General features: G+C 64.4%; 21 protein-coding genes. 8 read left to right on the top strand and 13 right to left on the bottom strand.

Translation table 11 applies throughout. The features are described 5' to 3' along the window. Window positions 1–8: 8 nt before the first annotated feature. Window positions 9–434 carry a protein tyrosine phosphatase family protein gene (locus IEX25_RS12540; protein WP_103171129.1) on the top strand — a complete coding sequence of 142 codons (426 nt, stop codon included), beginning with the start codon at window positions 9–11 and terminating at the stop codon, window positions 432–434. A gap of 3 nt (window positions 435–437) precedes the next feature. On the opposite strand, the gene IEX25_RS12535 is transcribed toward IEX25_RS12540, so the two are convergent. The 6 genes from IEX25_RS12535 to IEX25_RS12510 all read right to left on the bottom strand — a co-directional run bounded on the left by IEX25_RS12535 (window position 438) and on the right by IEX25_RS12510 (window position 7,690). Then, window positions 438–779 (bottom strand): arsenate reductase family protein, encoded by a 342-nt coding sequence (locus tag IEX25_RS12535; protein ID WP_103171130.1) that lies wholly within the window; start codon window positions 777–779, stop codon window positions 438–440. A 148-nt stretch (window positions 780–927) separates the two neighbouring features. Next, window positions 928–2,235, bottom strand: coding sequence for a DUF3422 family protein (locus IEX25_RS12530; protein ID WP_103171131.1), 1,308 nt, complete (start codon window positions 2,233–2,235; stop codon window positions 928–930). Window positions 2,236–2,248: 13 nt separating this feature from the next. After that, a complete protein-coding gene (locus tag IEX25_RS12525) occupies window positions 2,249–3,682 on the bottom strand; it encodes an NCS1 family nucleobase:cation symporter-1 (RefSeq protein WP_103171132.1) in 1,434 nt (477 codons plus the stop codon). 201 nt (window positions 3,683–3,883) lie between these two features. Beyond that, window positions 3,884–5,326, bottom strand: a complete 1,443-nt coding sequence (locus tag IEX25_RS12520) for an NAD(P)(+) transhydrogenase (Re/Si-specific) subunit beta (RefSeq protein WP_103171133.1) — start codon at window positions 5,324–5,326, stop codon at window positions 3,884–3,886. Between the two features lie 10 nt (window positions 5,327–5,336). Then, a complete protein-coding gene (locus tag IEX25_RS12515; protein WP_103171134.1) occupies window positions 5,337–6,908 on the bottom strand; it encodes a Re/Si-specific NAD(P)(+) transhydrogenase subunit alpha in 1,572 nt (523 codons plus the stop codon). Between the two features lie 173 nt (window positions 6,909–7,081). Beyond that, the gene (locus IEX25_RS12510) at window positions 7,082–7,690 is read right to left on the bottom strand and encodes a hypothetical protein (protein ID WP_103171135.1); all 609 of its coding nucleotides are present in this window, start codon (window positions 7,688–7,690) and stop codon (window positions 7,082–7,084) included. Between the two features lie 200 nt (window positions 7,691–7,890). Between IEX25_RS12510 and pepN the strand changes: the two genes are divergently transcribed. Next, on the top strand, window positions 7,891–10,482 hold the full coding sequence (gene pepN, locus IEX25_RS12505) for an aminopeptidase N (RefSeq protein ID WP_103171312.1): 2,592 nt from the start codon (window positions 7,891–7,893) through the stop codon (window positions 10,480–10,482). Between the two features lie 42 nt (window positions 10,483–10,524). Beyond that, a complete protein-coding gene (locus tag IEX25_RS12500) occupies window positions 10,525–11,433 on the top strand; it encodes a 1-acyl-sn-glycerol-3-phosphate acyltransferase (protein ID WP_229665159.1) in 909 nt (302 codons plus the stop codon). Window positions 11,434–11,538: 105 nt separating this feature from the next. On the opposite strand, the gene IEX25_RS12495 is transcribed toward IEX25_RS12500, so the two are convergent. Next, complete coding sequence (locus tag IEX25_RS12495) at window positions 11,539–12,399, bottom strand: D-amino-acid transaminase (protein WP_103171314.1); 861 nt, start codon at window positions 12,397–12,399, stop codon at window positions 11,539–11,541. Window positions 12,400–12,542: 143 nt separating this feature from the next. Here IEX25_RS12495 and IEX25_RS12490 point away from each other — a divergent pair, with 143 nt between their 5' ends. Next, entirely contained in the window at window positions 12,543–13,499 is a 957-nt protein-coding gene (locus tag IEX25_RS12490) for an L-malyl-CoA/beta-methylmalyl-CoA lyase (RefSeq protein WP_103171315.1), read from the top strand. 18 nt (window positions 13,500–13,517) lie between these two features. On the opposite strand, the gene IEX25_RS12485 is transcribed toward IEX25_RS12490, so the two are convergent. Then, on the bottom strand, window positions 13,518–14,354 hold the full coding sequence (locus tag IEX25_RS12485; protein ID WP_103171136.1) for a TIGR02186 family protein: 837 nt from the start codon (window positions 14,352–14,354) through the stop codon (window positions 13,518–13,520). Continuing rightward, the gene (locus tag IEX25_RS12480) at window positions 14,354–15,268 is read right to left on the bottom strand and encodes a sulfite exporter TauE/SafE family protein (protein ID WP_103171137.1); all 915 of its coding nucleotides are present in this window, start codon (window positions 15,266–15,268) and stop codon (window positions 14,354–14,356) included. Before IEX25_RS12480 ends, IEX25_RS12485 begins: the two co-directional genes overlap by 1 nt. 153 nt (window positions 15,269–15,421) lie before the next feature. Here IEX25_RS12480 and surE point away from each other — a divergent pair, with 153 nt between their 5' ends. The 4 genes from surE to IEX25_RS12460 all read left to right on the top strand — a co-directional run bounded on the left by surE (window position 15,422) and on the right by IEX25_RS12460 (window position 18,428). Then, window positions 15,422–16,234, top strand: a complete 813-nt coding sequence (surE, locus tag IEX25_RS12475; protein WP_103171138.1) for a 5'/3'-nucleotidase SurE — start codon at window positions 15,422–15,424, stop codon at window positions 16,232–16,234. Then, complete coding sequence (locus IEX25_RS12470) at window positions 16,231–16,893, top strand: protein-L-isoaspartate(D-aspartate) O-methyltransferase (protein WP_103171139.1); 663 nt, start codon at window positions 16,231–16,233, stop codon at window positions 16,891–16,893. Before surE ends, IEX25_RS12470 begins: the two co-directional genes overlap by 4 nt. A 37-nt stretch (window positions 16,894–16,930) precedes the next feature. Further along, complete coding sequence (locus IEX25_RS12465) at window positions 16,931–18,067, top strand: LysM peptidoglycan-binding domain-containing protein (protein ID WP_188715321.1); 1,137 nt, start codon at window positions 16,931–16,933, stop codon at window positions 18,065–18,067. A 64-nt stretch (window positions 18,068–18,131) separates the two neighbouring features. Further along, window positions 18,132–18,428, top strand: a complete 297-nt coding sequence (locus IEX25_RS12460; protein WP_103171141.1) for a PRC-barrel domain-containing protein — start codon at window positions 18,132–18,134, stop codon at window positions 18,426–18,428. 199 nt (window positions 18,429–18,627) lie between these two features. Here IEX25_RS12460 and IEX25_RS12455 read toward each other — a convergent pair whose 3' ends face one another. Genes IEX25_RS12455 through IEX25_RS12440 form a run of 4 tightly spaced genes read right to left on the bottom strand, consistent with a single transcriptional unit; the run spans window position 18,628 to window position 23,736 of the window. Further along, the gene (locus IEX25_RS12455; protein WP_103171142.1) at window positions 18,628–20,139 is read right to left on the bottom strand and encodes a TniQ family protein; all 1,512 of its coding nucleotides are present in this window, start codon (window positions 20,137–20,139) and stop codon (window positions 18,628–18,630) included. Window positions 20,140–20,141: 2 nt separating this feature from the next. After that, entirely contained in the window at window positions 20,142–21,101 is a 960-nt protein-coding gene (locus IEX25_RS12450) for a TniB family NTP-binding protein (RefSeq protein WP_103171143.1), read from the bottom strand. Window positions 21,102–21,103: 2 nt separating this feature from the next. After that, complete coding sequence (locus IEX25_RS12445) at window positions 21,104–23,245, bottom strand: TnsB C-terminal domain-containing protein (RefSeq protein ID WP_103171144.1); 2,142 nt, start codon at window positions 23,243–23,245, stop codon at window positions 21,104–21,106. Further along, a complete protein-coding gene (locus IEX25_RS12440; protein WP_188715319.1) occupies window positions 23,242–23,736 on the bottom strand; it encodes a hypothetical protein in 495 nt (164 codons plus the stop codon). The genes IEX25_RS12445 and IEX25_RS12440 overlap by 4 nt, the downstream gene beginning before the upstream one ends. Between the last annotated feature and the right edge of the window lie 132 nt (window positions 23,737–23,868).

Here is a 23,868-nt window from a genome sequence, read left to right as displayed (position 1 = left end):
GGCTTGTCATGGATCTTCGCCAGCTTACACCGAATCTTGCGGTTTCTCCGCAGATCGACCTTGAAGACGTCGCCCTGCTGGCCGGATCGGGCTTCAAGACACTGATCAACAACCGTCCCGATGACGAAAGCGGTGCGGTGGATCACGAGGTCATGGCAAAGGCCGCCGCTGATGCCGGGATGGAATATCACTATCTGCCCTTCCGACCCGGGCAGATCAGCCCGGATCTGATCCAGGGCTTCGCGGCTGCGCTTGACGGGGCCAAACCGGCAATCGCCTATTGCCGGTCGGGCAACCGGTCCACGGTTCTCTGGGCGCTTGCCCAGTCGGGCAAGCTGTCCGAGGCTGAGGTTCTGAACACCGCTGCCCAGGCAGGCTATGACCTGTCGGGCGTGGTGCCCTTGATGCGGTCCCTGGCGGGCGCCAGCCGCTGATCCTTACGCGGGAACGCCCAAGGCGCGCTTGACATTGGCGGTCCATCCCAACAGGCGCAGGTCGTCAGCGACGATGGCCGGGCGCTTCATCACGCTGGGCTTTGCGCCCATCATCGCCACCGGATCCCCTGCCCGTTCGTCGTCGGACATGCCCCGCCAGGTCAGGCTTGCGCGGTTCACGATCTTGTCGCCGAAATCGGCGACCAGGCGGCTGCGTTCGTCCTCAGTCAGCGGTTGCTTCTGGACGTCGCGGAAATCCACGGTCCAGCCGTTCTCCTGCAAGTCCGCCTGTGCCTTCTGGCAGGTGGAACAATGTGACAATCCATAAAGCGTCAGGGATTTCATGGCAGGATCCAGGTCAGACAAAGGGAACCAGCGGCACACCGCAGGCAGACAGGGTAAGAAGCGCGGCAAGGGCCAGGAACAGTTTCACGGTCAGCTCCGATAGGGTTATGCCGAATGGCTTATTTCCGTCCTGCGCGTGTGCGGCAAGTCACAAATCGCCTGCCGGACCGTGCTTGTGCAGGCTGCGGCGAACCTGACGCATCGCCCACCAGACGATCAGCACCGCGACTGGGGTCAATCCTGCAATCAGATAAGCCTTGTCCACGCCCAGGGCCGATGCCACCGGATAGAGTGCGTAGGACAGCAATCCCACCGTGTAATAGCTGATCGCGACGACAGACAATCCTTCAACCGTATGTTGCAGGCGCAGTTGCAGGTCGGCGCGGCGATCCATGCGTTCCAGCAGCGCCTGGTTCTGGGCGGACCGTTCGACATCCACCCGCGTGCGCAGCAGATCGGCGGCGCGCCGCGTCCGTTCGATCATCGCGCGCAGCCGATCCTCGGCCGAGGCGACGGTGCGCATGGCAGGCCGGTAGCGGCGGCGCATGAATTCGTTCAGCATCTGCCGTTCCAGGAACCGTGTCTCGCGCAAGGCGGAAACCCGGTCCATGACGATCGCTTCATAAGCCTTGGTTGCCCCGAACCGGAAGAAATGCTGGACCGCCTGGGCTTCCAGTTCGGCCGACACCTCCAGCAGTTCGTGCAGCACCGTCTCGGCCGGGCGCGCATCGTCGTGCATGCCGTCCACGATGGCCGACAGGCGCGGTTCCAGTTCGTTGAGACGGCGCGACAGGCTGCGCGACCGGCCGAGGCCCAGCATCGACATCGCGCGATAGGTTTCCAGTTCCACCAGCCGATGCACGATGCGGCCGATCCGGCCAGGCCCCACATCCGGGCGCACGAAGACCGCGAACCGCATCCAACCATCGGGGTCGATGCGGAAATCGCCTGCGATCATCGCGGCTTCTTCCAGCACCCAAACCGCCGTCAGGCTGTCGCGGGCGAACCATGTGCCTATCCGTTCAAGCGCGTCGGCAGGATCTTCCGGCAGGATGTCGACCTGGACCATCACGGCGGCAACCCGACGTCCGGGCGCGGCGGCTTGCCAATCCGCCGAGAAGATCGCCCCCGCGCTTGGATCGAAGGGCCGGATCGGCAGGCCGGGAGTCGTGGCCATGTAGGTCACGAATTCCGTATGGCTTTCCCACTTGAGGTCATGCCTGCCCAACCGCCCCTGGTAATGGCTGTCGTCGGGATCGGGACGTGGCCCGCCATGGCGCGAGGTCAGCGCCGTCAGATGCGCCATGTCCCGGTCCCGGTCGCGATTGGCCGCGTCCCGGGGTTCCTTGAAGGCCACGAACGTGCAGGTCGCGGGGGCTGTCAGGCGGGGCGAGGGGCGGGCATGCAGTTCGTTGACAAGATCGTATCGCAACGGGTGTTCGATATCCGGCCCCACGCCATTCTCCCTTTCAGTTCCTGCGGCTGAACAGGATATACAGCACGCCGCCCAGCACCGCGCCGATCAGCCAGCCAAAGCCGGACAGCGCCTGCAAGGCGGGCAGCCAGACCGTTCCGATGGAAAAGACCGCCGCGATCCCCACTGCCATGATGGCGCGCCGGTTCCAACCGCCATCATAGTAGTAGCGACCCGACGGATCCGCGCTGAACATCTGATCGACATCCAGGCGCCTTTGCTTGACCACATAGTAATCGGCGATCAGGATCCCGTACAACGGTGCAAGGATCGCGCCCAGCGTGTCCACGAAGCCCGCGATGCCGATGGTGGAAATCACCGATACCCACAAGGCCCCGATGACGAAGGCCACCGCTGCGGTGATGATCCCGCCCGTGCGAGCGCTGATCAGCGATGGCGACAGGTTGGCGATGTCATAGGCGGCGGGCACGAAGTTGGCGACCAGGTTGATGCCGACCGTGGCCGCAAAGAACGTCACCGCCGCGATCAGCGTCAGGGCAAGGCTGTCCACGCGTTCGACGATGGCGGTTGGATCGGTCAGCCGTTCTCCGAACAGCACCACGGCACCGGCGGTGATGAACAGCGCTATGAAGGAAAAGAACGCCATGGACACGGGCAGGCCCCAGAAATTGCCCACGCGCATCTGCCGTTCGGTCTGAACGAAGCGCGAGAAGTCGCCGAAATTGATCACCACGGCCGCGAAATATGCCACCATGGTTCCCACCACGGCAATGAAACCCGACACCGTGCTGTATTCGCTGTCGCCGCCCTGGAAGATGACGCCGATCTCTGACCAGATGCCGTTGCCCGCCTGATACCAGATCATCAGCGCCAGCACGATCATCACCACATAGACGAAGGGACCGGCCCAGTTCAGGAACCGCCCCACCCAGGCGATCCCCATCATGAACAGCCCGATCTGGAATCCCGCCACGATGATATAGGCGATCCAGTCCACGCCGTTCAGGCCCAGGAACCCGCCGCCCGTGTCCTCGATGCCGAACAGCGCGTGGATCGCCAGCGCCACGGCGGTCGAGGCGAAATAGGTCTGCACCCCATACCAGAAGATCGCGACGATCCCCCGGATCAGCGCCGGAAACCGCGCGCCCCTCACGCCCATCGAGGATCGCGCCATCACCGCATAGGGAATGCCGTAGCGGACCGAGGGACGGCCCGACAGGTTCACCAGCCACATGACGATCAGCCCCGATACGACGATCGCCGTGAAGGTCAGCCAGCCGTTCAGGCCATAGGACAGGAACAGCGACGCGGCCAGGGTATAGCCGAACAGGCTCTGGATGTCGTTGTTCCAGACGTTGAAGATCTCGAACGCGCCCCAGTGCCGCCGTTCGTGGGGGACGGGCGCAAGGTCCTCGTTGTAGAGCGATGGATCACCGCTGGCGATATGGATATAGTCCGGATGGTTCACTGGTCTGTCCCTGCCCTTGTGGTGTTTCTTTCAACTGCATCACAGCCGAAAGTTGACCTAACGCCAAGCGTGACGATGCAGGGACAAGGTCCGGCGGCGTGAAATCTGTATTGCGGGAAAATGCATTTACAGATTGCCCGCGCCGTGGGCGGTTCGCGCACGAATCAACAGGGGGACGGTCGCCCGTCCCCCTGTTCGTTCTTAGTCGATCATTGGCAGCAGCTTGTTCAGGCTGTCCTTGGCGTCGCCATAGAACATGCGCGTGTTCTCCTTGAAGAACAGCGGGTTCTCGATCCCCGAATAGCCGGTGCCCTGCCCGCGCTTGCTGACGAAGACCTGCTTGGCCTTCCAGACCTCCAGCACCGGCATGCCGGCGATGGGGCTGTTCGGGTCGTCCTGCGCCGCAGGGTTCACGATGTCGTTCGAGCCGATGACGATCACCACGTCGGTCGAGGGGAAGTCCTCGTTGATCTCGTCCATCTCCAGCACAATGTCATAGGGCACCTTGGCCTCGGCCAGCAGCACGTTCATATGGCCCGGCAGGCGGCCCGCGACGGGGTGGATGGCAAAGCGCACCGTCTTGCCCGCTGCGCGCAGCTTGCGGGTCAGTTCGCTGACCGCGCCCTGCGCCTGCGCCACCGCCATGCCGTAGCCCGGCACGATGATCACGCTGTCGGCGTCGTTCAGGGCTGCGGCCACGCCTTCGGCGTCGATGGCGATCTGTTCGCCCGTGATCTCGGCAGCCGGTCCCGCCTCGCCGCCAAAGCCGCCCAGGATCACGCTGACGAAGTTGCGGTTCATCGCCTTGCACATGATGTAGGACAGGATCGCACCGCTCGAGCCGACAAGCGCGCCCACCACGATCAGCAGGTCATTGCCCAGCGTGAAGCCGATGGCCGCCGCCGCCCAGCCGGAATAGCTGTTCAGCATCGACACCACGACCGGCATGTCGGCCCCGCCGATGCCCATGATCAGGTGATAGCCGATGAAGAAGGCCAGCAGCGTGATCAGGATCAGCCACAGGATCGCCGGCCCGACGCCCGCGCAATAAAGGATGCCCAGCAGGATCGACAGGCCCAGTGCGCCCGCGTTCAGCATGTGTCCGCCCGGCAGCTTCCTGGGCTTGCCATCGACACGGCCCGCCAGCTTGCCGAAGGCCACCACCGATCCGGTGAAGGTCACGGCGCCGATGAAGATGCCCAGGAAGACCTCGATCTTCAGCATCGCGATCTCGGCCGGGGTCTTGTTGGCAAGGACCGCCGCGAAGCCCTGGAAGACGTGAACGCCCGGTTCGGCCTTGGCGCGCAGGACGCGGGCCAGTTCGATCTGGGCGTTGAAGCCAACGAAGACCGCCGCCAGACCCACCAGCGAATGCATGGCGGCGACAAGCTGGGGCATCTCGGTCATCTGCACGCGCTTGGCGACGACCCAGCCGATGGCGCCGCCGATGGCAATCATGATGATCGACAACAGCCAGTTGCCCGCGCCCGGCCCGATCAGCGTCGCCAGAACGGCAAGCGCCATCCCCGCGATGCCGTACCAGATCGCGCGCTTGGCGCTTTCCTGCCCCGACAGGCCGCCCAGCGACAGGATGAACAGCACGGCTGCGACCACATAGGCCGCGGTGGTGAATCCGTATTCCATTGCTGTCCCCTTACGACTTCTGGAACATGGCAAGCATCCGGCGCGTGACCAGGAAGCCGCCGAAGATGTTGACGCCCGCCATCAGCACGGCAAGCGCGCCCAGCAGGACGACCCACCAGGACCCGGACCCGATCTGCATCAGCGCGCCCAGGATGATGATGGAACTGATCGCGTTGGTGATCGCCATCAGCGGCGTGTGCAGCGAATGGGCGACGTTCCAGATCACGCGGAAGCCGATAAAGCAGGCCAGCACGAAGACGATGAAATGCGCCATGAAGCTGGCGGGCGCGACGGCCCCGATCACCAGCAGCACAAGCGCACCTGCCACCAGCAGCGTGACCTGCGACCTGGTTTCCGCCTTGAAGGCGGCAACCTCGGCGGCGCGGCGTTCCTCGACCGTCAGTTCGCGCTTCTTCTCCTTGGGCTTCTGTGCCGCGATGGCCGCGATCTTGGGCGGCGGCGGCGGCCAGGTCACGTCATGGTCGCGGGTGACGGTCGCCCCCCGGATCACGTCATCCTCCATGTTGTGCTGGATCACGCCGTCCTTCTTGGGCGTCAGGTCGGCCATGAAGTGACGCACGTTGTTGCCATACAGCTCGGACGCCTGCGCGCCCATGCGCGACGGAAAATCGGTATAGCCGATGATCGTCACGCCGTTTTCCGTCACATGGCGTTCGTCGGGGATGGTCAGTTCGCAGTTACCGCCACGCTCGGCCGCAAGGTCCACGATCACGCTGCCGGGCTTCATCGCCTCGACCATGTCGCGGGTCCACAGCTTCGGCGCATCGCGGCCGGGGATCAGCGCGGTGGTGATCACCACGTCCATCTGCGGCGCAAGCTCTCGGAACTTCGCAAGCTGCTTTTCGCGGAATTCGGGCGACGAGGGCGCGGCATATCCGCCTGTGGCGGCACCGTCCTGCGCTTCCTCGAAATCGAGGTAGACGAACTCGGCGCCCATCGACTCGATCTGCTCGGCCACTTCGGGGCGGACGTCGAAGGCATAGACCTGCGCGCCCAGCGAAACGGCCGTGCCGATCGATGCCAGGCCCGCGACCCCTGCCCCGACGACCAGAACCTTGGCCGGAGGCACCTTGCCAGCCGCCGTCACCTGGCCCGTGAAGAAGCGGCCAAAATTGTTCGCGGCCTCGATCACCGCGCGATAGCCGGCGATATTGGCCATGGACGACAGCGCGTCCATCTTCTGCGCCCGGCTGATGCGTGGCACCATGTCCATGGCGATGGCGGTGATGCCCTGTTCCTTGGCCTGGGCCAGCAATTCGCTGTTCTGGGCGGGATAGAAGAAGCTGATCAGCGTCTGTCCCGGCTGCATCTGCCCGATCTCGGCCTCGGACGGCTGGCGCACCTTGGCCACCACATCGACCGACCGGATCAGTTCGGCTGCGGAAGGCAGAACCGTAACCCCCGCCGCGCGATAGCTGTCGTCCGAAAAGCCGGCCCGCGCCCCTGCCCCGCTTTCGACAAAGACCTCGTGGCCCAGCTTCATCAGATGTCCGGCAGAGGATGGCGTGACGGCAACCCGCGCCTCACCCTCGAAACCTTCCTTCAACGCGCCAATCTTCATGGCTGTGTTGCCCCCCGCTCGCTTTGTTCCGGGTGACAGATAGCATCGCGAAATATTCTTTCACAAGTCCGTGCGTGGCCCATGCAGGACAAATGTCGAATGCCGCCGTGACGCACAAAGAAAACGCCCGAGGCCGGCCGGCCTCGGGCGCATGTCCTGCTTATGCCGAACGATCAGTTCGCCGGCGCCGTGGTTGCCGGCGCGGGAGTCGTCGTGGCAGGAGGCGTGGTGGTGGCCGGTTCCTCGACCGAAACCGCGTCGTCCACGGCCTCACCCACATCGCTGGCCGTATCCGCAGCGGCGGCGGCTGCATCGTCGGCCGCATCGCTGGCGGCGTCGGCTGCATTCTCGGCGGCGGTGCCGGCCGCATCGGCGGCGCTGTCGGCGGCAGACGCGGCGTTTTCGGCGGCATTCTCGGCGGCTGCCGCTGCATCATCCGCAGCCTCTTCCGTCGCGGCGGCCGCATTGTCCGCGGCAGCCTCGGCGTCCTCCGCGGCGGCTTCGGCATCGGCGGCCGCATCGCTGCCGGCGCCGGTTGCGGGCGCGTCGGTGGTCGTCACCGTGGTCGTGTCTCCGTCAACCGCGACGGTATCGTCGCCGGTGAAGCGCTGCAGCACGAAGTAGGCCAGCGCAAGCGCCAGAAGAACGCCGATGATCAACGGCAGCGGCGAGGAGCGACGCTCGACCGGCTCGACATAGGTTTCGTTTCGGACAAGCGGGTCGGCAGGACGCGCGGGATCCGCCGGGCGAGTGCGGTTCGGATCGTTCGGGTCATAGGTCATTGCTGGCCTCCAAAAGTTCTATGATGAGACACCGGTTTAAGCGTCGCCGCAGATGTGTTCTGCCGGTGGTCCCGTGTCAATCATACCGAACGGACCCAGAGGTTGAACCAGCCGACTTGCGACCCGGCCTTCAGGCGACTAACACGTTGGACAAGATGAAGTTCCGCGCGGCGGGGCAGCTTTTTCAAGGCGGGGATGCCATGACCACGACAACCGGGCAGAATGTGCAATTTCTTGCCGACTATCGCCCTTATCCCTTTGTTTTGTCGTCAACCCGCATGACGTTCCGCCTTTCGGCCACGGATACCCGCGTGCTGACCGCCTTGTCGCTGGCGCCGCGCCATCCAGACCGGCCCGAGGACCTTGTTCTGGATGGCGGCAAGGGGGTCCGGCTGCTGTCCCTGACGATCGACGGCGCGGTGCCCGACCCCGCGCATGTCCGGCGCGAGGGTGAAACCTTGACGATCACCGCAGCCGCCCTGCCCCGCCATTCCTTCCTTCTGGAAACCGAGGTGGGCATCGATCCGTCCGCGAACACGGCCTTCGAGGGGCTGTATATCTCGAACGAGATGTTCTGCACCCAATGCGAGGCCGAGGGGTTCCGCCACATCACCTTCTATCCCGACCGTCCCGATGTGATGGCGACATTCCACGTCACCATCGACAGCGACCTGCCGGTGCTGCTGTCGAACGGCAACCCGGTCGGCCAGTCGCAGGGCCGCGCCGAATGGCACGACCCCTGGCCCAAACCGTCCTATCTGTTCGCGCTTGTCGCGGGCGATCTGGTCGCGGTCAGCGACAGCTTCACCACCCGGTCGGGCCGCAAGGTCGCGCTGAACGTCTGGGTGCGGCCCGGCGATCAGGATCGCGCCGGCTTTGCGATGGAATCCCTCATCAAGTCGATGAAATGGGACGAGGATGTCTATGGCCGCGAATACGACCTGGACGTGTTCAACATCGTTGCGGTCGATGACTTCAACATGGGGGCCATGGAAAACAAGGGGTTGAACATCTTCAACTCGAAACTGGTGCTGGCCAGCCCGGAAACCGCGACGGACGGCGATTACGAACGGATCGAGGCTGTGATCGCCCATGAATATTTCCACAACTGGACCGGCAACCGCATCACCTGCCGCGACTGGTTCCAGCTTTGCCTCAAGGAAGGGTTGACGGTCTTCCGCGACCAGCAGTTCACGTCCGACATGCGGTCGGCGGCAGTCAAGCGCATCGAGGATGTCCAGGCCCTGCGCGCCCGCCAGTTCCGCGAGGATCAGGGACCGCTTGCCCATCCCCCGCGTCCCGACCGATACGAGGAGATCAACAATTTCTACACCGCGACCGTCTATGAAAAGGGCGCCGAGGTGATCGGGATGCTGAAGCGCCTTGTCGGGGACGATGGTTATCGCCGGGCGCTCGATCTTTACTTCAACCGCCATGACGGAGACGCGGCCACCATCGAGGACTGGTTGAAGGTCTTCGAGGACGCGACCGGACGCGACCTGACCCAGTTCAAGCGGTGGTATACCGATGCCGGAACGCCCCGCCTGACGATGGCCGAGGATTGGCAACCCGCCGAAGCAGGCGGCACCCTGGCGCTGACCTTCACCCAGGAAACACCCGCCACGCCCAGACAGACCGAAAAACTGCCGCGCGTGATCCCCATCGCCCTGGGCCTGATAGGTCCCAACGGGGATGAAGTCGCGCCCACCCAGGTGCTGGAAATGACCGAGGCGAAGCAGTCCTTCACCTTCGATGGCTTGGGTGCGCGCCCGGTCGTATCGGTCCTGCGCGGCTTTTCCGCGCCTGTCATCTTGTCCCGCCGGTTGGACGACGCCACACGCGCCTTCCTGCTGGCCCATGACACCGATCCCTTTGCCCGGTGGGAGGCTGGCCGCGACCTGGCGCTGTCGGCCCTGATTGCGGCCTCGCAGGGGCAGCCGGTGACCCGCGACTATGTCGAGGCGATCGGCCGCCTGATCGCCGATGACAGCGCAGACCCCGCCTTCCGCGCCTTGTGCCTGAGCCTGCCCGGAGAGGAGGAGATCGCCACCCGCTTGTTCAACCAGGGCATCACCCCCGATCCCGACGCGATCCATGCGGCACGCGAATCCCTGGCCCGCGACCTAGCCGAGACGCATCTGGACCTGCTGTCGCGCCTTTATACCGCCATGACGGTCGAAGGCCCCTATCGTCCCGATGCTGCCGACGCTGCGCGCCGGTCGTTGCGCAACGCGGTGTTGGCACTGCTGACCCGCATCGACGGCGGCGAACGGGCCGAGGTCCTGTTCGGTGTCACAGGCAACATGACCGAACGCATCGCCGCCTTGACGGCTCTGCTGCGGCGCGGACGCGGGCAGGCGGAACTGACTGCGCTGCATGACCTGTTTGCGGACAACCGTTTGGTGATGGACAAGTGGTTTTCCGTCCAGCCGATGGCAGCGCCGCCCGCGCAGGCCGCACAGGTCGCCCGCAGCCTGTCGCAGCGGAAGGATTTCGACTGGAAGAACCCCAATCGGTTCCGCGCGCTGATCGGCGGGCTTTCGGCCAACCATGCCGGTTTCCACGCCGCCGACGGATCGGGTTACGACTTCGTGGCCGATTGGCTGATGCGCATGGATCCCGTGAACCCGCAGATTGCCGCCCGCATGTCCACTGCCTTCGAAACCTGGACCCGATACGACGCGGGTCGTCGCGCCAAGGCCTTGGCGGCATTGGAACGAATCGCCGCAGTCCAGGGTTTGAGCAAGAACACCCGCGAGATGGTGTCGCGGATGATCGCCGCCGGTCGATGATCGCGGTTGCGGGCGCCCCGGCAGCGGGGCAGAAAGGCCGGGATGACTGACCGTTACGCCGATGCCAGGGCCGAGATGCAGGCCCGCCTGGACCCGCTGATCGCAGAACGGGCGCCTTGGCTTTATTCCGGCAAGCCGCATCACCGCATCGCCAAATGGGCGATGATGGGCCTGCTGCGCTATCCGACCACGATCCGGCTGGGTGCCGAGTTCCGGGATCTGCCCACCCCCGAGATCATGCGCCGCATGACCGACCTGATCGTCCGCGATGTCCGGGTCGAGGGGATGGAGCATATCCCCGCGACCGGCCCCGCGTTGATCGTGTCGAACCACCCCACGGGCATCGCGGACGGGATCGTCGTCCATGCGTTGATGTCGCATCTGCGCGACGACCTGTTCATCTATGCCAACCACGACATGATCCGCGTGCTGCCGCAGACGGCGGATTTGATCGCAGGCGTGGAATGGCGCATGGAAAAGCGCAGCCATGCCAAGACCAAGGCCACGATGGATTACACGCGCGAGGCCTTGGCGGCGGGCCGGATCGGGCTGATCTTTCCGTCAGGCCGTCTGGCCAAGCGGCAGGGGCTGACGCTGCACGAACGGCCCTGGATGGCAAGCGCCGCGATGATCGCGCGCAAGTTCGGCGTGCCGGTCATCCCGATGAACATCCGGGCGCGCAACTCGGCGCTGTTCTACCTGCTGGACGCGGTCCATCCCACACTACGGGACGTGACCCTGTTCAACGAGGTCCTGAACAAGCGCAGCCAGCCTTACCGCATCACCGTGGGTGCCCCCATCGACCCCGCGACCCTGCCCAGGGGCGAGGATGCGATCAACGTGCTGCGCGACGCGGTGCTGGCCCTGCCCTCGCCCGGCCCCGATGCCGCGCGCCTGATGCAGGATCGCGGCGGGGCTCGGCTGGTGCGCGGGTCCGAAGGCCTGGCCTAGGCGGCAGTCCCACCCCCGCTTCATCTTCTGTGTGGAAATATCCACGGGGGTCCGGGGGCAGTCAGCCCCCGGCCTTCGCCTGCCCGCAAGGGCAGGAAATCCGGCTCAGACCGCGGCCTTGCGGCTTTCCTCCAGATAGATCTCGCGCAGGCGGGTCGCCACCGGGCCCACCTGCCCCGTCCCCACGGCCGCCCCGTCGATTTCCACCACCGGCATCACGAAAGCCGAAGCCGAGGTGATGAAGGCCTCGTCTGCGTCTTGCGCTTCCGCGATCGTGAAGCTGCGTTCCTCGACCTGCATCTGCGCCTCGGCGGCAAAGCGAAGCACAGCGGCGCGGGTGATGCCGTGCAGGATGTCGTTCGACAGCGCGCGGGTGACGATGGTGCCGTTCTTGACGATATAGGCGTTGTTGCTGGTGCCCTCGGTGACCAGGCCGTCCTCGACCATCCAGGCGTCGTCCACACCGCGGGCCTTGGCCTCCATCTTGGCCATGGACGGATAAAGCAACTGCACCGTCTTGATGTCGCGGCGCGCCCAACGCGCATCCTCGATGCTGATGACCTTCCAGCCCGTTTTTGCCGCAGGTGCATCCGCAAGGCCGGGCTTGGATTGCGTGAACATCACCACCGTGGGCCCGGTGCCCGCCGGGGGATAGGCAAAGTCGCGGTCGCCCGGATTGCCCCGCGTGACCTGCAGATAGACAAGCCCGTCGGTGATCGCGTTCTTTTCCACCAGGGCGCGGAAGGCCCGAAGGTATTCGTCGTCCGACAGCGGGTTGTCCATCGCCAGTTCGCCCAGCGACCGCTTCAGCCGGACCATATGACCTTCGAAATCCAGCAGCTTGCCATCCAGAACGCTGACAACCTCATAGACGCCGTCGGCCATCAGGAACCCCCGGTCGAAGATCGAGATCGTGGCCTGATCCTCGGGCAGGTACTCGCCGTTTACATAGACCGTGCGCGTCATGGTGTCCCCTTCGGTTCCGCGGTTGTGGCAGCGGTCCTGCGCCCAAAGCGCCGCGTCGTCAAGACAAACCAAGGTCCGGGCTTGATGCTGCAGGTGCGAAAGAATATTGCTGGCATCGACGCAAATCTTTTCGGAACATGTCCATGAGCTTTCGCACCCAGCCTCTGCCCCCTGCCCGTCTCAACCGCTGCCAGCTGTTCGGCCCCGGCTCGCGCGAGAGCCTGTTCGAGAAGATGGCAAAGTCCGCCGCCGACGTGATCAACCTGGATCTGGAGGATTCGGTTGCCCCCGCCGACAAGGATCGGGCACGGGCCAACATCATCCAGGCCATCGGCGACATCGACTGGGGCGACAAGACGCTTTCGGTCAGGATCAACGGCTTGGATACGCCCTTCTGGTATCGCGACGTGGTGGATCTGCTGGAACAGGCGGGCGACAGGCTGGACCAGATCATGATCCCCAAGGCCGGGAACGCCAGCGACATCTATGCGGTGGACGCCCTGGTGACCGCCATCGAACGCGCCAAGGGTCGCACCAAGCGCATCAATTTCGAGGTGATCATCGAAAGCGCGGCAGGCATCTGCCATGTCGAGGAGATCGCCGCCTCATCCCCCCGGATGCAGGCGATTAGCCTTGGGGCCGCGGATTTCGCGGCCTCGATGGGCATGGCGACCACGGGCATCGGCGGGACGCAGGAAAACTATTACATGATCCGCGAAGGGCAGAAATACTGGCCCGACCCTTGGCACTGGGCGCAGACGGCCATCGTCGCCGCCTGCCGCACCCATGGGCTGCTGCCGGTGGACGGGCCTTTCGGCGATTTCAGCGACCAGGACGGCTTCATCGCCCAAGCCCGCCGGTCCGCCACCCTGGGCATGGTCGGCAAATGGGCGATCCATCCCAGCCAGGTCGCCCTTGCGAACGAAGTCTTTTCCCCCAGCGAAGCCGCCGTCACCGAGGCGCGAGAGATCCTGGCCGCGATGGAAAAGGCCAAGGCCGAGGGCGCGGGCGCGACGGTCTACAAGGGGCGGCTGGTCGATATCGCCTCGATCAAGCAGGCCGAGGTGATCGTGCGGCAGGCGGAACTGATCGCGGGATGACCTTCCCGCTGCGGCGGTCTAGGGCCGCCGCAGCTTCTGGAAGGCCGCCGATGCCCCCCAGCCTGCGGCCACCGCCACAAGCAGCGACATCAAGCCGTAAAGAAACGGCTGGTCGAAGGCCAGCCGGTACAGCCAGCGTTCCAGGCCGACCTTGCGCACGTTGATCGGCGCCACGAAAACGTCGATCACATGCCCGTCACGCAGCAGGAAGATCCGTGTCTTGTAGGCCCCTTCGACCAGGTTCGCGGGCAGGCTGACATCGGCGCGGAACAGGGTCTGGTCGATCAGCGACACGCTGCCTTCGTCCAGGCGATACAGGCCCTCGTCCTCGCGGATGCGGATCAGGGCCTCGGTGAAGGGAACGGCGCTTTCGACGGCGACCTGGCCCGCAAAGGCCCGCATCGCCAAGGGAAGCGAAATTCGATAGCGATTGTCGGCCTCGGGCAGCAGGATGTCATCAAGCGCGGCCGAGGTGGCAACGGCATAGAAGCCCGGCGCCGCGCCGATCCGCACGGATTGCGAATTGACCCAGATCCCTGCCTTGCGTTCCTTGCGCCAGACCGTGACGCCGCTGGACGGCGCCTCGACCGTGACGATCACCTGCAGGGGCGGACCTTCGGGGATGGGGCTTTCGCGCTTGATCGCGCCATAGATCAGGATGTCCGATCCGTCGAAGCTGGCGGTGATCGCCACGCTGTCGCTGGACAGCCCCGCCACCACGGTTTCCGCAGGGGGCGCATCGGGCGGCCCGGCCTCGATCGGCAGGGCGTCGGCGCCGCCCGGCGGGACGGTCGATTGCGCGCTTGCCGTGCAGGACAAGACCAGCAGCATCAAGGCGGCGATCCGTCCCCGCATCAGCCGATACCCGGCTGGACGACATACAGGTTGTCCGGCGTCAGGAACAGATCCAGCGCCAGCTTGCCGCAGACCGCCAGCACCAGCAGCGCCAGCAGGATCCGCAGCTGTTCGGCCCGCAGCTTGGCGCCAAGCGTGGTGCCGAACTGCGCGCCCACCACCCCGCCTAGGATCAGCAGCACCGCCAGCATGATGTCCACGGTGTTATAGCTGACGGCGTGCATCAGCGTCGTGAAGGCGGTGACGAAGGTGATCTGGAACAGCGAGGTGCCGACGACGACCTTGGTCGGCATCCCCAGCAGATAGATCATCGCGGGCACCATGATGAAGCCGCCGCCCACCCCCATGATCGCGGCCAGGACGCCGACCGCAAGCCCCACCAGAAGCGGGGGGAAGACGCTGATATACAGGCCCGAGGCGCGGAACTTGACCTTCACCGGCCAGCGATGGACCCAGTTGTGCTGGTGCAGCCGCTTGCGATGGCCGGGTTTGGACGACCGGCGCAGCGCGCGGATGCTTTCCTGCAGCATCATCGCGCCGATCAGGCCCAGGAACACGACATAGCAAAGCTGCACGACCAGATCGACCTGGCCCAGTTCCTGCAGCAGCGTGAAGACCCAGACCCCCATCCAGGATCCGACAAGGCCCCCCGCCAGCAGAACGCCCCCCATGCGGAAATCCACGCTCTTGCGTTTGACATGGGCCAGCACGCCGGAAACCGACGAGGCGACGACCTGGTTCGCGCCCGTCGCCACCGCGATGGGGGGCGGGATGCCGATAAAGAACAACAGCGGCGTGATCAGAAAGCCGCCGCCCACGCCGAACAGCCCGCTCATCACGCCGACAAGCCCGCCAAGTCCGATCAGCGTGAAGGCATTGACGGACACTTCTGCGATGGGAAGGTAGATCTGCATGAACCCGCGCGCCGTTTGCGTTGTGGAAAAGGATGCAACGGCCCGGCAATGCCGTCAAACCGCTTTCGGGCGCTTGAAGCGCGTGGACCGCACCGCTAAGCAGGAACGAAGACGTGAACTGGCGCTTTTCCGCGCCCCAGGACCGGCCGGACAATGCGCATCTTGATCACCAACGACGACGGCATCAACGCACCGGGGCTCGAGGTTCTGGCCGAGATCGCCGCCACGCTTGCCGGCCCTTCGGGCCAGGTCTGGACCGTTGCCCCCGCCTTTGAACAATCGGGCGTGGCCCACTGCATCAGCTATTCCCACCCGACCATGGTGGCGCGGCTGGACGAACGCCGCTATGCGACCGAGGGAAGCCCGGCCGACTGCGTTCTGGCCGCCCTGTGCGACATCATGGCGGACGCGCCGCCCGACCTGGTGCTGTCGGGCGTGAACCGGGGCAACAATTCCGGCGAGAACGCGATGTATTCCGGCACCATCGGCGGGGCCATGGAGGCCGCGTTGCAGGGCCTTCCCGCCATCGCCCTGTCGCAATACCTGGGGCCGAAGACGGCCAGCCTGGCCGATCCGTTCGAATGCGCGCGCGAGCATGGCGCGGCGGTGATCCGGCGGCTGCTGGATCATGGCGACTGGACCTCGGATGCCGATTTCCGGCTGTTCTACAACATCAACTTCCCCCCGGTCCCGGCATCGGCGGTGCGTGGGACGCGGGTGGTGCCGCAGGGGCGCCGGCAGGGCACGAATTTCCGCGTCGTGCCCCATACCGCGCCCAATGGCCGCCGCTTCATGTGGGCCGCGGGCGGCGCGCAGAACGCCCCCGCCCGACCCGGCACCGATGTGGCGGTCAACATGGACGGCTTCATCTCGGTCACGCCCATGCGGGCCGACCTGACCTGCCATGTGTCGCTGCGCGAGATGGAAAACCTGTTCGACGACAGCCCCAGGGCGGAGAGCCGATGAACGAAGGTCACGACGACGAAGACGACCCCGCCGAGCGCAAGATGCGCTTTCTGTTCCAGTTGCGGTCGCGGGGCGTCACCGATCCGCGGGTGCTGGCGGCCATGGAACGGATCGACCGCGGCCTGTTCGTTCGCGGCCAGTTCGCCGACCGCGCATACGAGGACACGCCCCTGCCCATCCCCTGCGGGCAGACGATCAGCCAGCCATCCGTCGTGGGCCTGATGACGCAATCGCTGAACCCCGGCCCGCGCGACACCGTGCTGGAGATCGGGACGGGGTCTGGATACCAGGCGGCGGTGCTGTCGGGTCTGTGCCGTCGCGTCTATACCGTTGACCGTCATCGCCGCCTGGTGACCGAGGCCGAGGCGATCTTCCGTCACCTGGGCCTGCACAACATCACCGCCCAGGTGGCCGATGGTTCGCGCGGCCTGCACGATCAGGCGCCCTTTGATCGCATCCTTGTCACCGCCGCGGCCGAGGATCCGCCGGGCCCGCTGTTGGCACAGTTGAAGATCGGCGGTATCATGGTCGTGCCGGTGGGGCAGTCCGATGCGGTCCAGACGTTGATCCGCGTCACCCGGACGGAAACCGGCTATGACTATGACGAATTGCGGCAGGTGCGATTTGTGCCGCTGGTCGAAGGGTTGGGACCGACATGACCCGGATCTGCGGCACGGCAGGTTGAGGACGACGGACATGAGCAGGACTTTTCGACGGGCCGCCAGCGTCGGGGCGGCTGCCTTTCTTTTGGCTTCATGCGGCGCCACGGGCTTTGATGCCGACCTGCGCGGCTGGATGCCCGGTGCCCTGAGCACGGCCGATGCCGCCGCCAGTGCCGCGCCGCGTCCGCAACCGGATGATCGCGGCGTCATCACCTTTCCGACCTATCAGGTGGCGGTGGCACGCAGCGGGGATACGATCGGGTCCGTCGCGGCTCGGCTGGGCGTCGATGCCGCGCGGCTGGCCCAGCACAATGCCTTGCCCGCGAATGCCCCCTTGGGCGCGGGACAGGTTCTGGTCCTGCCTCAGCGCGTCGGCGCAAGCGGGGCGGCAGCCGCCCCGGGTGGGCGGGCTGTCGTGTCCGATCCCTTTGCGCGACAGTCGGCGCGAAGCACACCATCGCCGGCCGCGACGACCCCGCAACCCGCGTCCGGTCCTGCCAATCCCACGCAGCATGTGGTCGTCGCAGGCGAGACCGCTTGGTCGGTCGCCCGCAAATACAATGTCAGCGTGCAGGATCTGGCGGCCTGGAACGGCCTGCCCTCGTCCATGACGCTGCGCGTCGGGCAGCGGTTGATCGTCCCCGTGGCCGGGCAGAAGGCGCCAGATCCGGCCATCGTCACAACCGCACCGGGCAGCGGCAGCCCGACCCCGCGTCCGCCGTCCGCCGAACGTCCGCTGCCTTCCGAAACCACCATACCCGCTGCCGATCCCGGCCCCGCCGCGCCGACGACCGATCTGGGTGCCACGCGGACCGCCGCTTCCGCCGGGGGCCGGTTCCAGATGCCGGTGTCGGGGTCGATCATCCGTGTCTATGAAAAGGGCAAGAACGACGGCATCGACATTTCCGCCACTGCAGGGACGGCGGTCAAGGCTGCCGGTCGCGGCACGGTGGCTGCTGTCACCCAGGACACGACCGGCACGCCCATCGTGGTGGTCCGCCACGATGGCAACCTGATGACCGTCTATACGGGCCTCGACGGTCTGGACGTGGCCAAGGGGGACACCGTTTCCGCCGGCCAGTCCCTTGGCAAGGCGGGCCGGGGAGGCTTCGTCCATTTCGAGGTCCGCCAGGGCTTCGACAGCGTCGATCCGGAAAAGTACCTCAACTGAAGACAAGGAACGACCGCCTGCCAGCCGCGTTGGCCCGTTATCGACAAGCCAATGGAGGAAAGGCATGGACCATTCCCAACATCCCCGGCTTCTGCCGGATGAACTGACCGATGCGGTGCTGACGGGCGCATCCGTCTATGGCCCCGGAGACCAGACGATCGGCAGCGTGTCGCATGTGCATGGCTCTGGCAGCAATGCGCAGGTGGTGATCGACGTTGGCGGGTTTCTGGGCATCGGATCCAAGCCCGTCCTGGTGCCGGTATCGGACCTGGACGTGATGCGCGACGGCGATGGCGTCGTCCATGCCGTGTCGCGTTGGAGCAAGGAAGATCTGAAAGCCCTGCCCGAACACCGGGACTAGGTTGAGCGGGGGCGGCGTTCCAGCCGCCCTCATGTGCAGACACACGTAAAACTACCATCGTGTTCAGCGTATACGCGGCTGCCTCTCTTCAGACGGCGGACGAAGTTGCCATTCGACACGCATAAAACTGCCATCGAAAGTTCAAGAAAAATGGCCGCCTGAGGCGGCCATTCCCGAATTTATTTGGATCCTTGGCCAATTATGAGGCCACGAGGCGAATGTTCTCGATGCTGATTCGCAACGAGTTGAACCCGAGTTCTCCCTGCGCGCGTCCGATCTGCCGAAGTTTACCCGAAAGGATCATCTGCAGCAGATCGCGCATCGGGATGCGCGCACGCTTCGAACACTGGTTCAGCGATACCCATTCCGCTGGCACATCCGACATCTCCGGCACCATGACATGGATCTGCTCCAAAGCTTGCTCTACTTCCAGGGCGTCGAAACCGCACTTGTCTCGGGTGTTCTCTCCCTGGCTGCGGGTCAGCGGCGTGAGGACGCCGAGGTCGATCAGGCAGCTGGCGATCGGTCGAGTTGCTCCCAACAGCGCAGGCAGCTGCACGAACGGAACCGAACGGCTCAGCGAAGCCGCCGCTTGGCGACCTTCTTCTGCATCAACCAGCAGGATGGAGGCAGGCTTGTCCGCATTCTCCGCCCCGATCAATCCGCGCTCGACCAAGACTTTGCCGAGGGTCTGCGGATGCAGACCGGACTGCAGGGCAAGCGATTGCACCGAGTATTTCCTTCGGCGTTCGATGCGTTCACCCAGCAGGTCGCGCCCGACGCAGACATCCATGTTCTGCAGAATGTAGTCGCGCAACAACTGCTTGATGGGGCCATGATCCGGGCGATTTCCTGGCTCGAGCAGCCAGCGATAAAGATGGCCGAACACGGTGAAATAGTTCTGCCCTCCCTGCCCTCGCTCGAAGGCCGCGGCCTGGAGCTCTGCAAAGGCGGAGTGCAGGCCGGGTTCACCTGCTGCCACCCATCTCCACCCCATACGGCCCGCCAGGTCCCAGCCGTCTCGGTCGACAGACCCCAGGTTGATCGTGGTGCCAAAGGCCATGACGACACCGAGCATCTGTGTTGTCCTGACCGACTGTTCGAGGGTTTGTCCATCCAGCCACTGAGGGCCTGACTGGCCTTCGAGGCGGCCCAGCACGTAGGTCTGCAGGGGTGATGGCTCCCGGCGCGTCGCTTTTTCCGCCAAGGCAACAAGGGCGCCGCCCCGCTCCGGAATATGTTCAATCAGCTTGCGCTGCATCTTGTCCCGGTGATCCCGACCCCGATAGATCAGGGCGATGCCGTGCTCCGGGCAAGTCGTCACGACACGAAGGCTCCAAGCCCACCGGTCACGTCGGCAGATCCCCGGGTCGCCACCAAGAAGGTCGTCTTGATGCAGGCAGAGGGGGCAGAACCGCGTTTCCTCCCTCACCATCATGGAGGCCGGAAGAGGTTCGGCGCGAAGGGTGAAGTTCTGATTGCCCACGGATGCAGCAGTGTTGTGCCAGACTGGCGCAGCGTCCTGCCCTGCAGCCTCGCAGAGGCGATCGATGACGCTGCGGCGCCCGTGCAGAAAATCCGAAGAAGCGATGCCCTGATCAGACAGGAACGTCCTGAGGGTGGAACAGCCATGAAGCACCGACAGACGAGCGGCCCAGGATGCCGGAGTCTCATCAGTCTCGAACCGCAGGTGCGGAAACAACTGCAGCATGATCAGTGCCTCCGTCCGCGCTGCCGAACCATGGGCTCACTGTCATCACGGTCGGGGTCGATGCTGCTCCAATCATCGACCAGGAAGACATTTCGTCCCGGGGCGCAGCCTTCCAGCATGGCCCAAGCTTGGGCGAAATGGTCGTTGGTCAGACCATCGTCGCCGCTGCCGAGCGCCGCCTCGATGGCGTTCAGGGCAGTTTCGATGCTGCGCCCAAACCGATAGCGCGACGCATGGAACAGCCTCGCGACGAGATCAGCAGACAGGTGCGACCTCAGGTCCGCCTGTGCACAATAGGCCTCGATTAGATCGTGAAAGTCTTCCCCGTCGGTTGCGGCGCAGACCGGCCGCAACTGCATGGTGGAAAACCGCCGTTGGACCTGCGGATCGCTTCGGATGATCTCGTGCAGCTGCTCAGTGCCGGACAAGATCACGATCACCGCCTCATCGCCTTGCATCAGCGACTTGAGGGCCCGCAGGATCATGGCCCTGTCTTTGCAGAACAGGTCGTGGGCCTCGTCGATCCAGAGCACGCATACCCCGAGCATCTTCAGGCGCGACCTGATCTGATCCCAGATGCTCCATACCTCGCGCCTGTCCGAAAGGTTCGGATAGCCACTGTGCCGAAGGATCTCGCAGCCCATGCTCTTGAGCGTTGCCGGGCTGGGCACGCTTACCCCCAGCCAGGCTGGAGTCCCTTGAGACCCGACCTGCAAAGCCGGAAGGGTCGCAAGCTGATGGGCGACAGTTGTGGACTTCCCGCCGCCCGGGCCGTCCACCACGAGAATACCACGGGTTTCACCGGTGGCCGAATACCTGACCGCCTCAGCGGCCAGGTTTCCGGCGTCATCGCGACGCAGAAGGCGTTCGAGGTGGGATCGGAATTCGGCGTCCCGAGGCCCCGTGACATGGCGGGTGCGCAGCGACAGCATGATGCGCGCGTTCTTGGCGTGATCGATCATGCTCAGTCCTCCAGCTTGAACTTGCCGCTGCGCGCGGGCTTGGCCGTCGGCGCACTAGGTTTCTGCACCGGGATGCTTTCATCGGAAACGGCAGCGGTGTCGATGGACCGGCCGATGCCGCCATTACGGGGTGCGGAAGGCTTATTTGGGCCGACATCGAAGCCGATCATCAGCTTCTGCTCTTCGCGGCGCAGACGATCATCAGACCAGTCATCCACAATCAGACCGATGGCCGCTTGCGCGTCTTCGGAGCGGCCCCGAATGTCGCGCAACGCTGCACGGATGACCGCGTCGTCATGGCGTTTCCGGTCGGGGTTTGTAGCCCTGACCTCGCGCACGGCCGACATCCAGAGCTGCGCACTGAGACCGTGCAGGTCCTCCAGGACAGCAGGCACGGTGATCCAGTCGTGATCGATACGAACCTCGATGGCGCCGATGTCGCTGGGCAGCCAGCGGATCTCGAGTTCGCGATTGCGCCGGCTCATGAAGTGGGCCGCCAACCCGGGAGAGTGATACTGGGCACCGAGAACCCTGATGCCGCTCTTGTCCAAGGTCCGGCGGATTTTCTGGCCAAAGATGAGGCGGCTGGTGCGGGTGTCGGGTGGTGGCGTCACGCCGAACTGAGCCGTCAGGCGCTCCCAGCATTGCGCAGGCGTTTCGCCGCCAAGCCCCTCATGTTCGGTGTTGTGATAGATATCGACAACCCAGCGGACCAGCACGAAGGCCAGATCGTTCACTGTCAGACAAGCCCGATCCGACGGGTTGCTGTCGCCTTTCTCGGCGATGCCGGAGAAGGTGCGGCCAGCGAGTTCAGGAAGGAGATTGATGGACATCGTCCGGAACAGGCGCTCGACCCGGCCGCGCAGTTCCGGCACCCCGGCGACGGCCCGCGTAGCGGAGACACCCAGATCCGCACAGACTGTCTGAAACTCCTGAGACCGAAACGCCGGCCCGCAATCGGTGACGACCTCTTCCGGCAACCCATGCATATACCACTGGCCATGAGCCTTGACTGCGGTGGACAGTGCCCCCTTGTCAGACAGCACCATCTTGACCGCCTGGATGGCTGCGCTGGCCTTCGCAGAGGGTGTCATGACCAAGGCGAGAATACACCTGGTTGTTGCACACATCGCCCCAGTCACCGTCCACCGGAAAGACTCACGATCCAACCCAAGTGCCATACGCTCATCTGACGTGAACCAGTCAAGCAACCCGGCTTCGGCCAGCTTTACGATGATATCGATGTTCCATTCGTCCATCTCGACACGTTGCAAGGGCCGGCTCAGCGACAGCCCCTTGCCAACCGGCGCAAACTTCTTGCGGGCGGCGGCTGCCCCCATCCGGCGGAGTTCGACATGATACGGATCGAGCCCACGAATGGCTCGGCGCACGGTTTCGCGACTTGGAGTGACGAGAACAGGTAAGCCTTGGGCAGCAAGTTCGGCATTCTTCTTCTCGAAAGCGCCCTGAACACGCTCGACGATCACTTGGATTGTAGGCCTATCGGGGTGCATGTATCCTCGCGCTTCGGACATCATAAGCCCGATAGCGCTGGGACATAATGAGGAACTGCGGTTTCCACGAAATCGCGCGCGATCAACAAGCCCTGCCAAGCCGTCGGCCTCATAGGCCTTCAGCCATTTCCGCAGCGTTCTTGAGCTCGGGCGCTTTCTGAACTGGAACCCGGCAGATGCATGGGAGGCACTCGGTCCTTTCAGATGTTCTGCATGATCAAGAGCAATACCTCTGAGTTCACCCATGTTGGTTTCGATCGAAAGATCCGTTCGACAGATTTTTCTCTTCCGTTCCAATTCAAAAAATGACTTCACCCAGATCTCGCGAGCAAAGACGTCATCTTGCTGCTTGTCGGTCAGCAGAGAGATCAACGTGTCCGTCTCGTCTGAGCGACGCTGCGCTGACTTGGCTGTGAAGTAGTTGCGCTCGGTCTGGATCCGACCGGATGCGCCTAGCTGGCTCAGCTCGGCGTGGGTGAACTGAACAGCGATGCCACCCTCCTCCGGACGCCTCATGACCCAGCCGACCTCGTTGCTGCTGACGGGGCGCCAGGCCTGATTGTCGATCATGACACGGTCATAGAAGCCAAACGCATAGTGGTGACGCTTCGGGTCGAACTGGATGTTCATGCCGGTTCTCCTACATGGAAGACTTCGGTGTCGTGGGTCAGTCGTTCATGACGAACGGAACGAAGGCGGCCTTTCCGAACCAACCGGATCAAGGCTCGATACCCCCTTGCCCCGAGGCCAATGCGGGCCGTCAGTTCGCCGAGCGAAGCGACACCTGCGCTTCCAGCGAGAACATCGGCGGCTGCCGCGTCGGCTTCCGCGTCCGGCTTGCGCATGCCGTAAGTCAGCCGGGCATTTGACAGCTCAATCGGGTCCAGATCGACATCCGTCAGCAGCCGCACATCATCGACAAACCCGGACATCTTGGCCTGTTGGGCAACCTGGGCGATTTCAGCCATGAACTTCGGCGTAAGGCGCACCTCAGGCTTGACGGGATAGGCGATCCGTCGGCCATCGACCTGCTCCACCAGAAGGTCGAAATAGTGCGTCCGGGACTTGCGCGGTGCTGCCTGCCACTCGAAAGCGACCTGTTCGCGGAGGACCTTCGTCATGGGATGGACATCAAGGCAGTGGGCCCAGTGAACCGCCCCGGGTTTACCGGAGAGTTTGTGGTTCAATGATTAGGCTGCTTTTTCGGCTGCGTTCAAGCTTGCGTAGAAGGCCTCCTCTGCTTCGTTCGGCGT

Origin of the sequence: Paracoccus acridae (assembly GCF_014642735.1) — a bacterium.
In the GTDB taxonomy this organism is placed as follows: domain Bacteria; phylum Pseudomonadota; class Alphaproteobacteria; order Rhodobacterales; family Rhodobacteraceae; genus Paracoccus; species Paracoccus acridae.
This window is presented reverse-complemented; position numbering and strand designations above follow the sequence as displayed.

Bases quoted from the DNA above. Each gene is read 5' to 3' on its own strand.
- IEX25_RS12540 (WP_103171129.1), top strand. From the start codon at position 9: ATGGATCTTCGCCAGCTTACACCGAATCTTGCGGTTTCTCCGCAGATC.
- IEX25_RS12480 (WP_103171137.1), bottom strand. From the start codon at position 15,268: ATGCAGATCTACCTTCCCATCGCAGAAGTGTCCGTCAATGCCTTCACG.
- IEX25_RS12510 (WP_103171135.1), bottom strand. From the start codon at position 7,690: ATGACCTATGACCCGAACGATCCGAACCGCACTCGCCCGGCGGATCCC.
- IEX25_RS12440 (WP_188715319.1), bottom strand. From the start codon at position 23,736: ATGACGAAGGTCCTCCGCGAACAGGTCGCTTTCGAGTGGCAGGCAGCA.
- IEX25_RS12445 (WP_103171144.1), bottom strand. From the start codon at position 23,245: ATGAACATCCAGTTCGACCCGAAGCGTCACCACTATGCGTTTGGCTTC.
- IEX25_RS12500 (WP_229665159.1), top strand. From the start codon at position 10,525: ATGACTGACCGTTACGCCGATGCCAGGGCCGAGATGCAGGCCCGCCTG.
- IEX25_RS12490 (WP_103171315.1), top strand. From the start codon at position 12,543: ATGAGCTTTCGCACCCAGCCTCTGCCCCCTGCCCGTCTCAACCGCTGC.
- IEX25_RS12485 (WP_103171136.1), bottom strand. From the start codon at position 14,354: ATGCGGGGACGGATCGCCGCCTTGATGCTGCTGGTCTTGTCCTGCACG.
- IEX25_RS12455 (WP_103171142.1), bottom strand. From the start codon at position 20,139: ATGCTGCAGTTGTTTCCGCACCTGCGGTTCGAGACTGATGAGACTCCG.
- IEX25_RS12465 (WP_188715321.1), top strand. From the start codon at position 16,931: ATGAGCAGGACTTTTCGACGGGCCGCCAGCGTCGGGGCGGCTGCCTTT.
- IEX25_RS12535 (WP_103171130.1), bottom strand. From the start codon at position 779: ATGAAATCCCTGACGCTTTATGGATTGTCACATTGTTCCACCTGCCAG.
- IEX25_RS12495 (WP_103171314.1), bottom strand. From the start codon at position 12,399: ATGACGCGCACGGTCTATGTAAACGGCGAGTACCTGCCCGAGGATCAG.
- surE (WP_103171138.1), top strand. From the start codon at position 15,422: ATGCGCATCTTGATCACCAACGACGACGGCATCAACGCACCGGGGCTC.
- pepN (WP_103171312.1), top strand. From the start codon at position 7,891: ATGACCACGACAACCGGGCAGAATGTGCAATTTCTTGCCGACTATCGC.
- IEX25_RS12520 (WP_103171133.1), bottom strand. From the start codon at position 5,326: ATGGAATACGGATTCACCACCGCGGCCTATGTGGTCGCAGCCGTGCTG.
- IEX25_RS12470 (WP_103171139.1), top strand. From the start codon at position 16,231: ATGAACGAAGGTCACGACGACGAAGACGACCCCGCCGAGCGCAAGATG.
- IEX25_RS12460 (WP_103171141.1), top strand. From the start codon at position 18,132: ATGGACCATTCCCAACATCCCCGGCTTCTGCCGGATGAACTGACCGAT.
- IEX25_RS12515 (WP_103171134.1), bottom strand. From the start codon at position 6,908: ATGAAGATTGGCGCGTTGAAGGAAGGTTTCGAGGGTGAGGCGCGGGTT.
- IEX25_RS12450 (WP_103171143.1), bottom strand. From the start codon at position 21,101: ATGATCGATCACGCCAAGAACGCGCGCATCATGCTGTCGCTGCGCACC.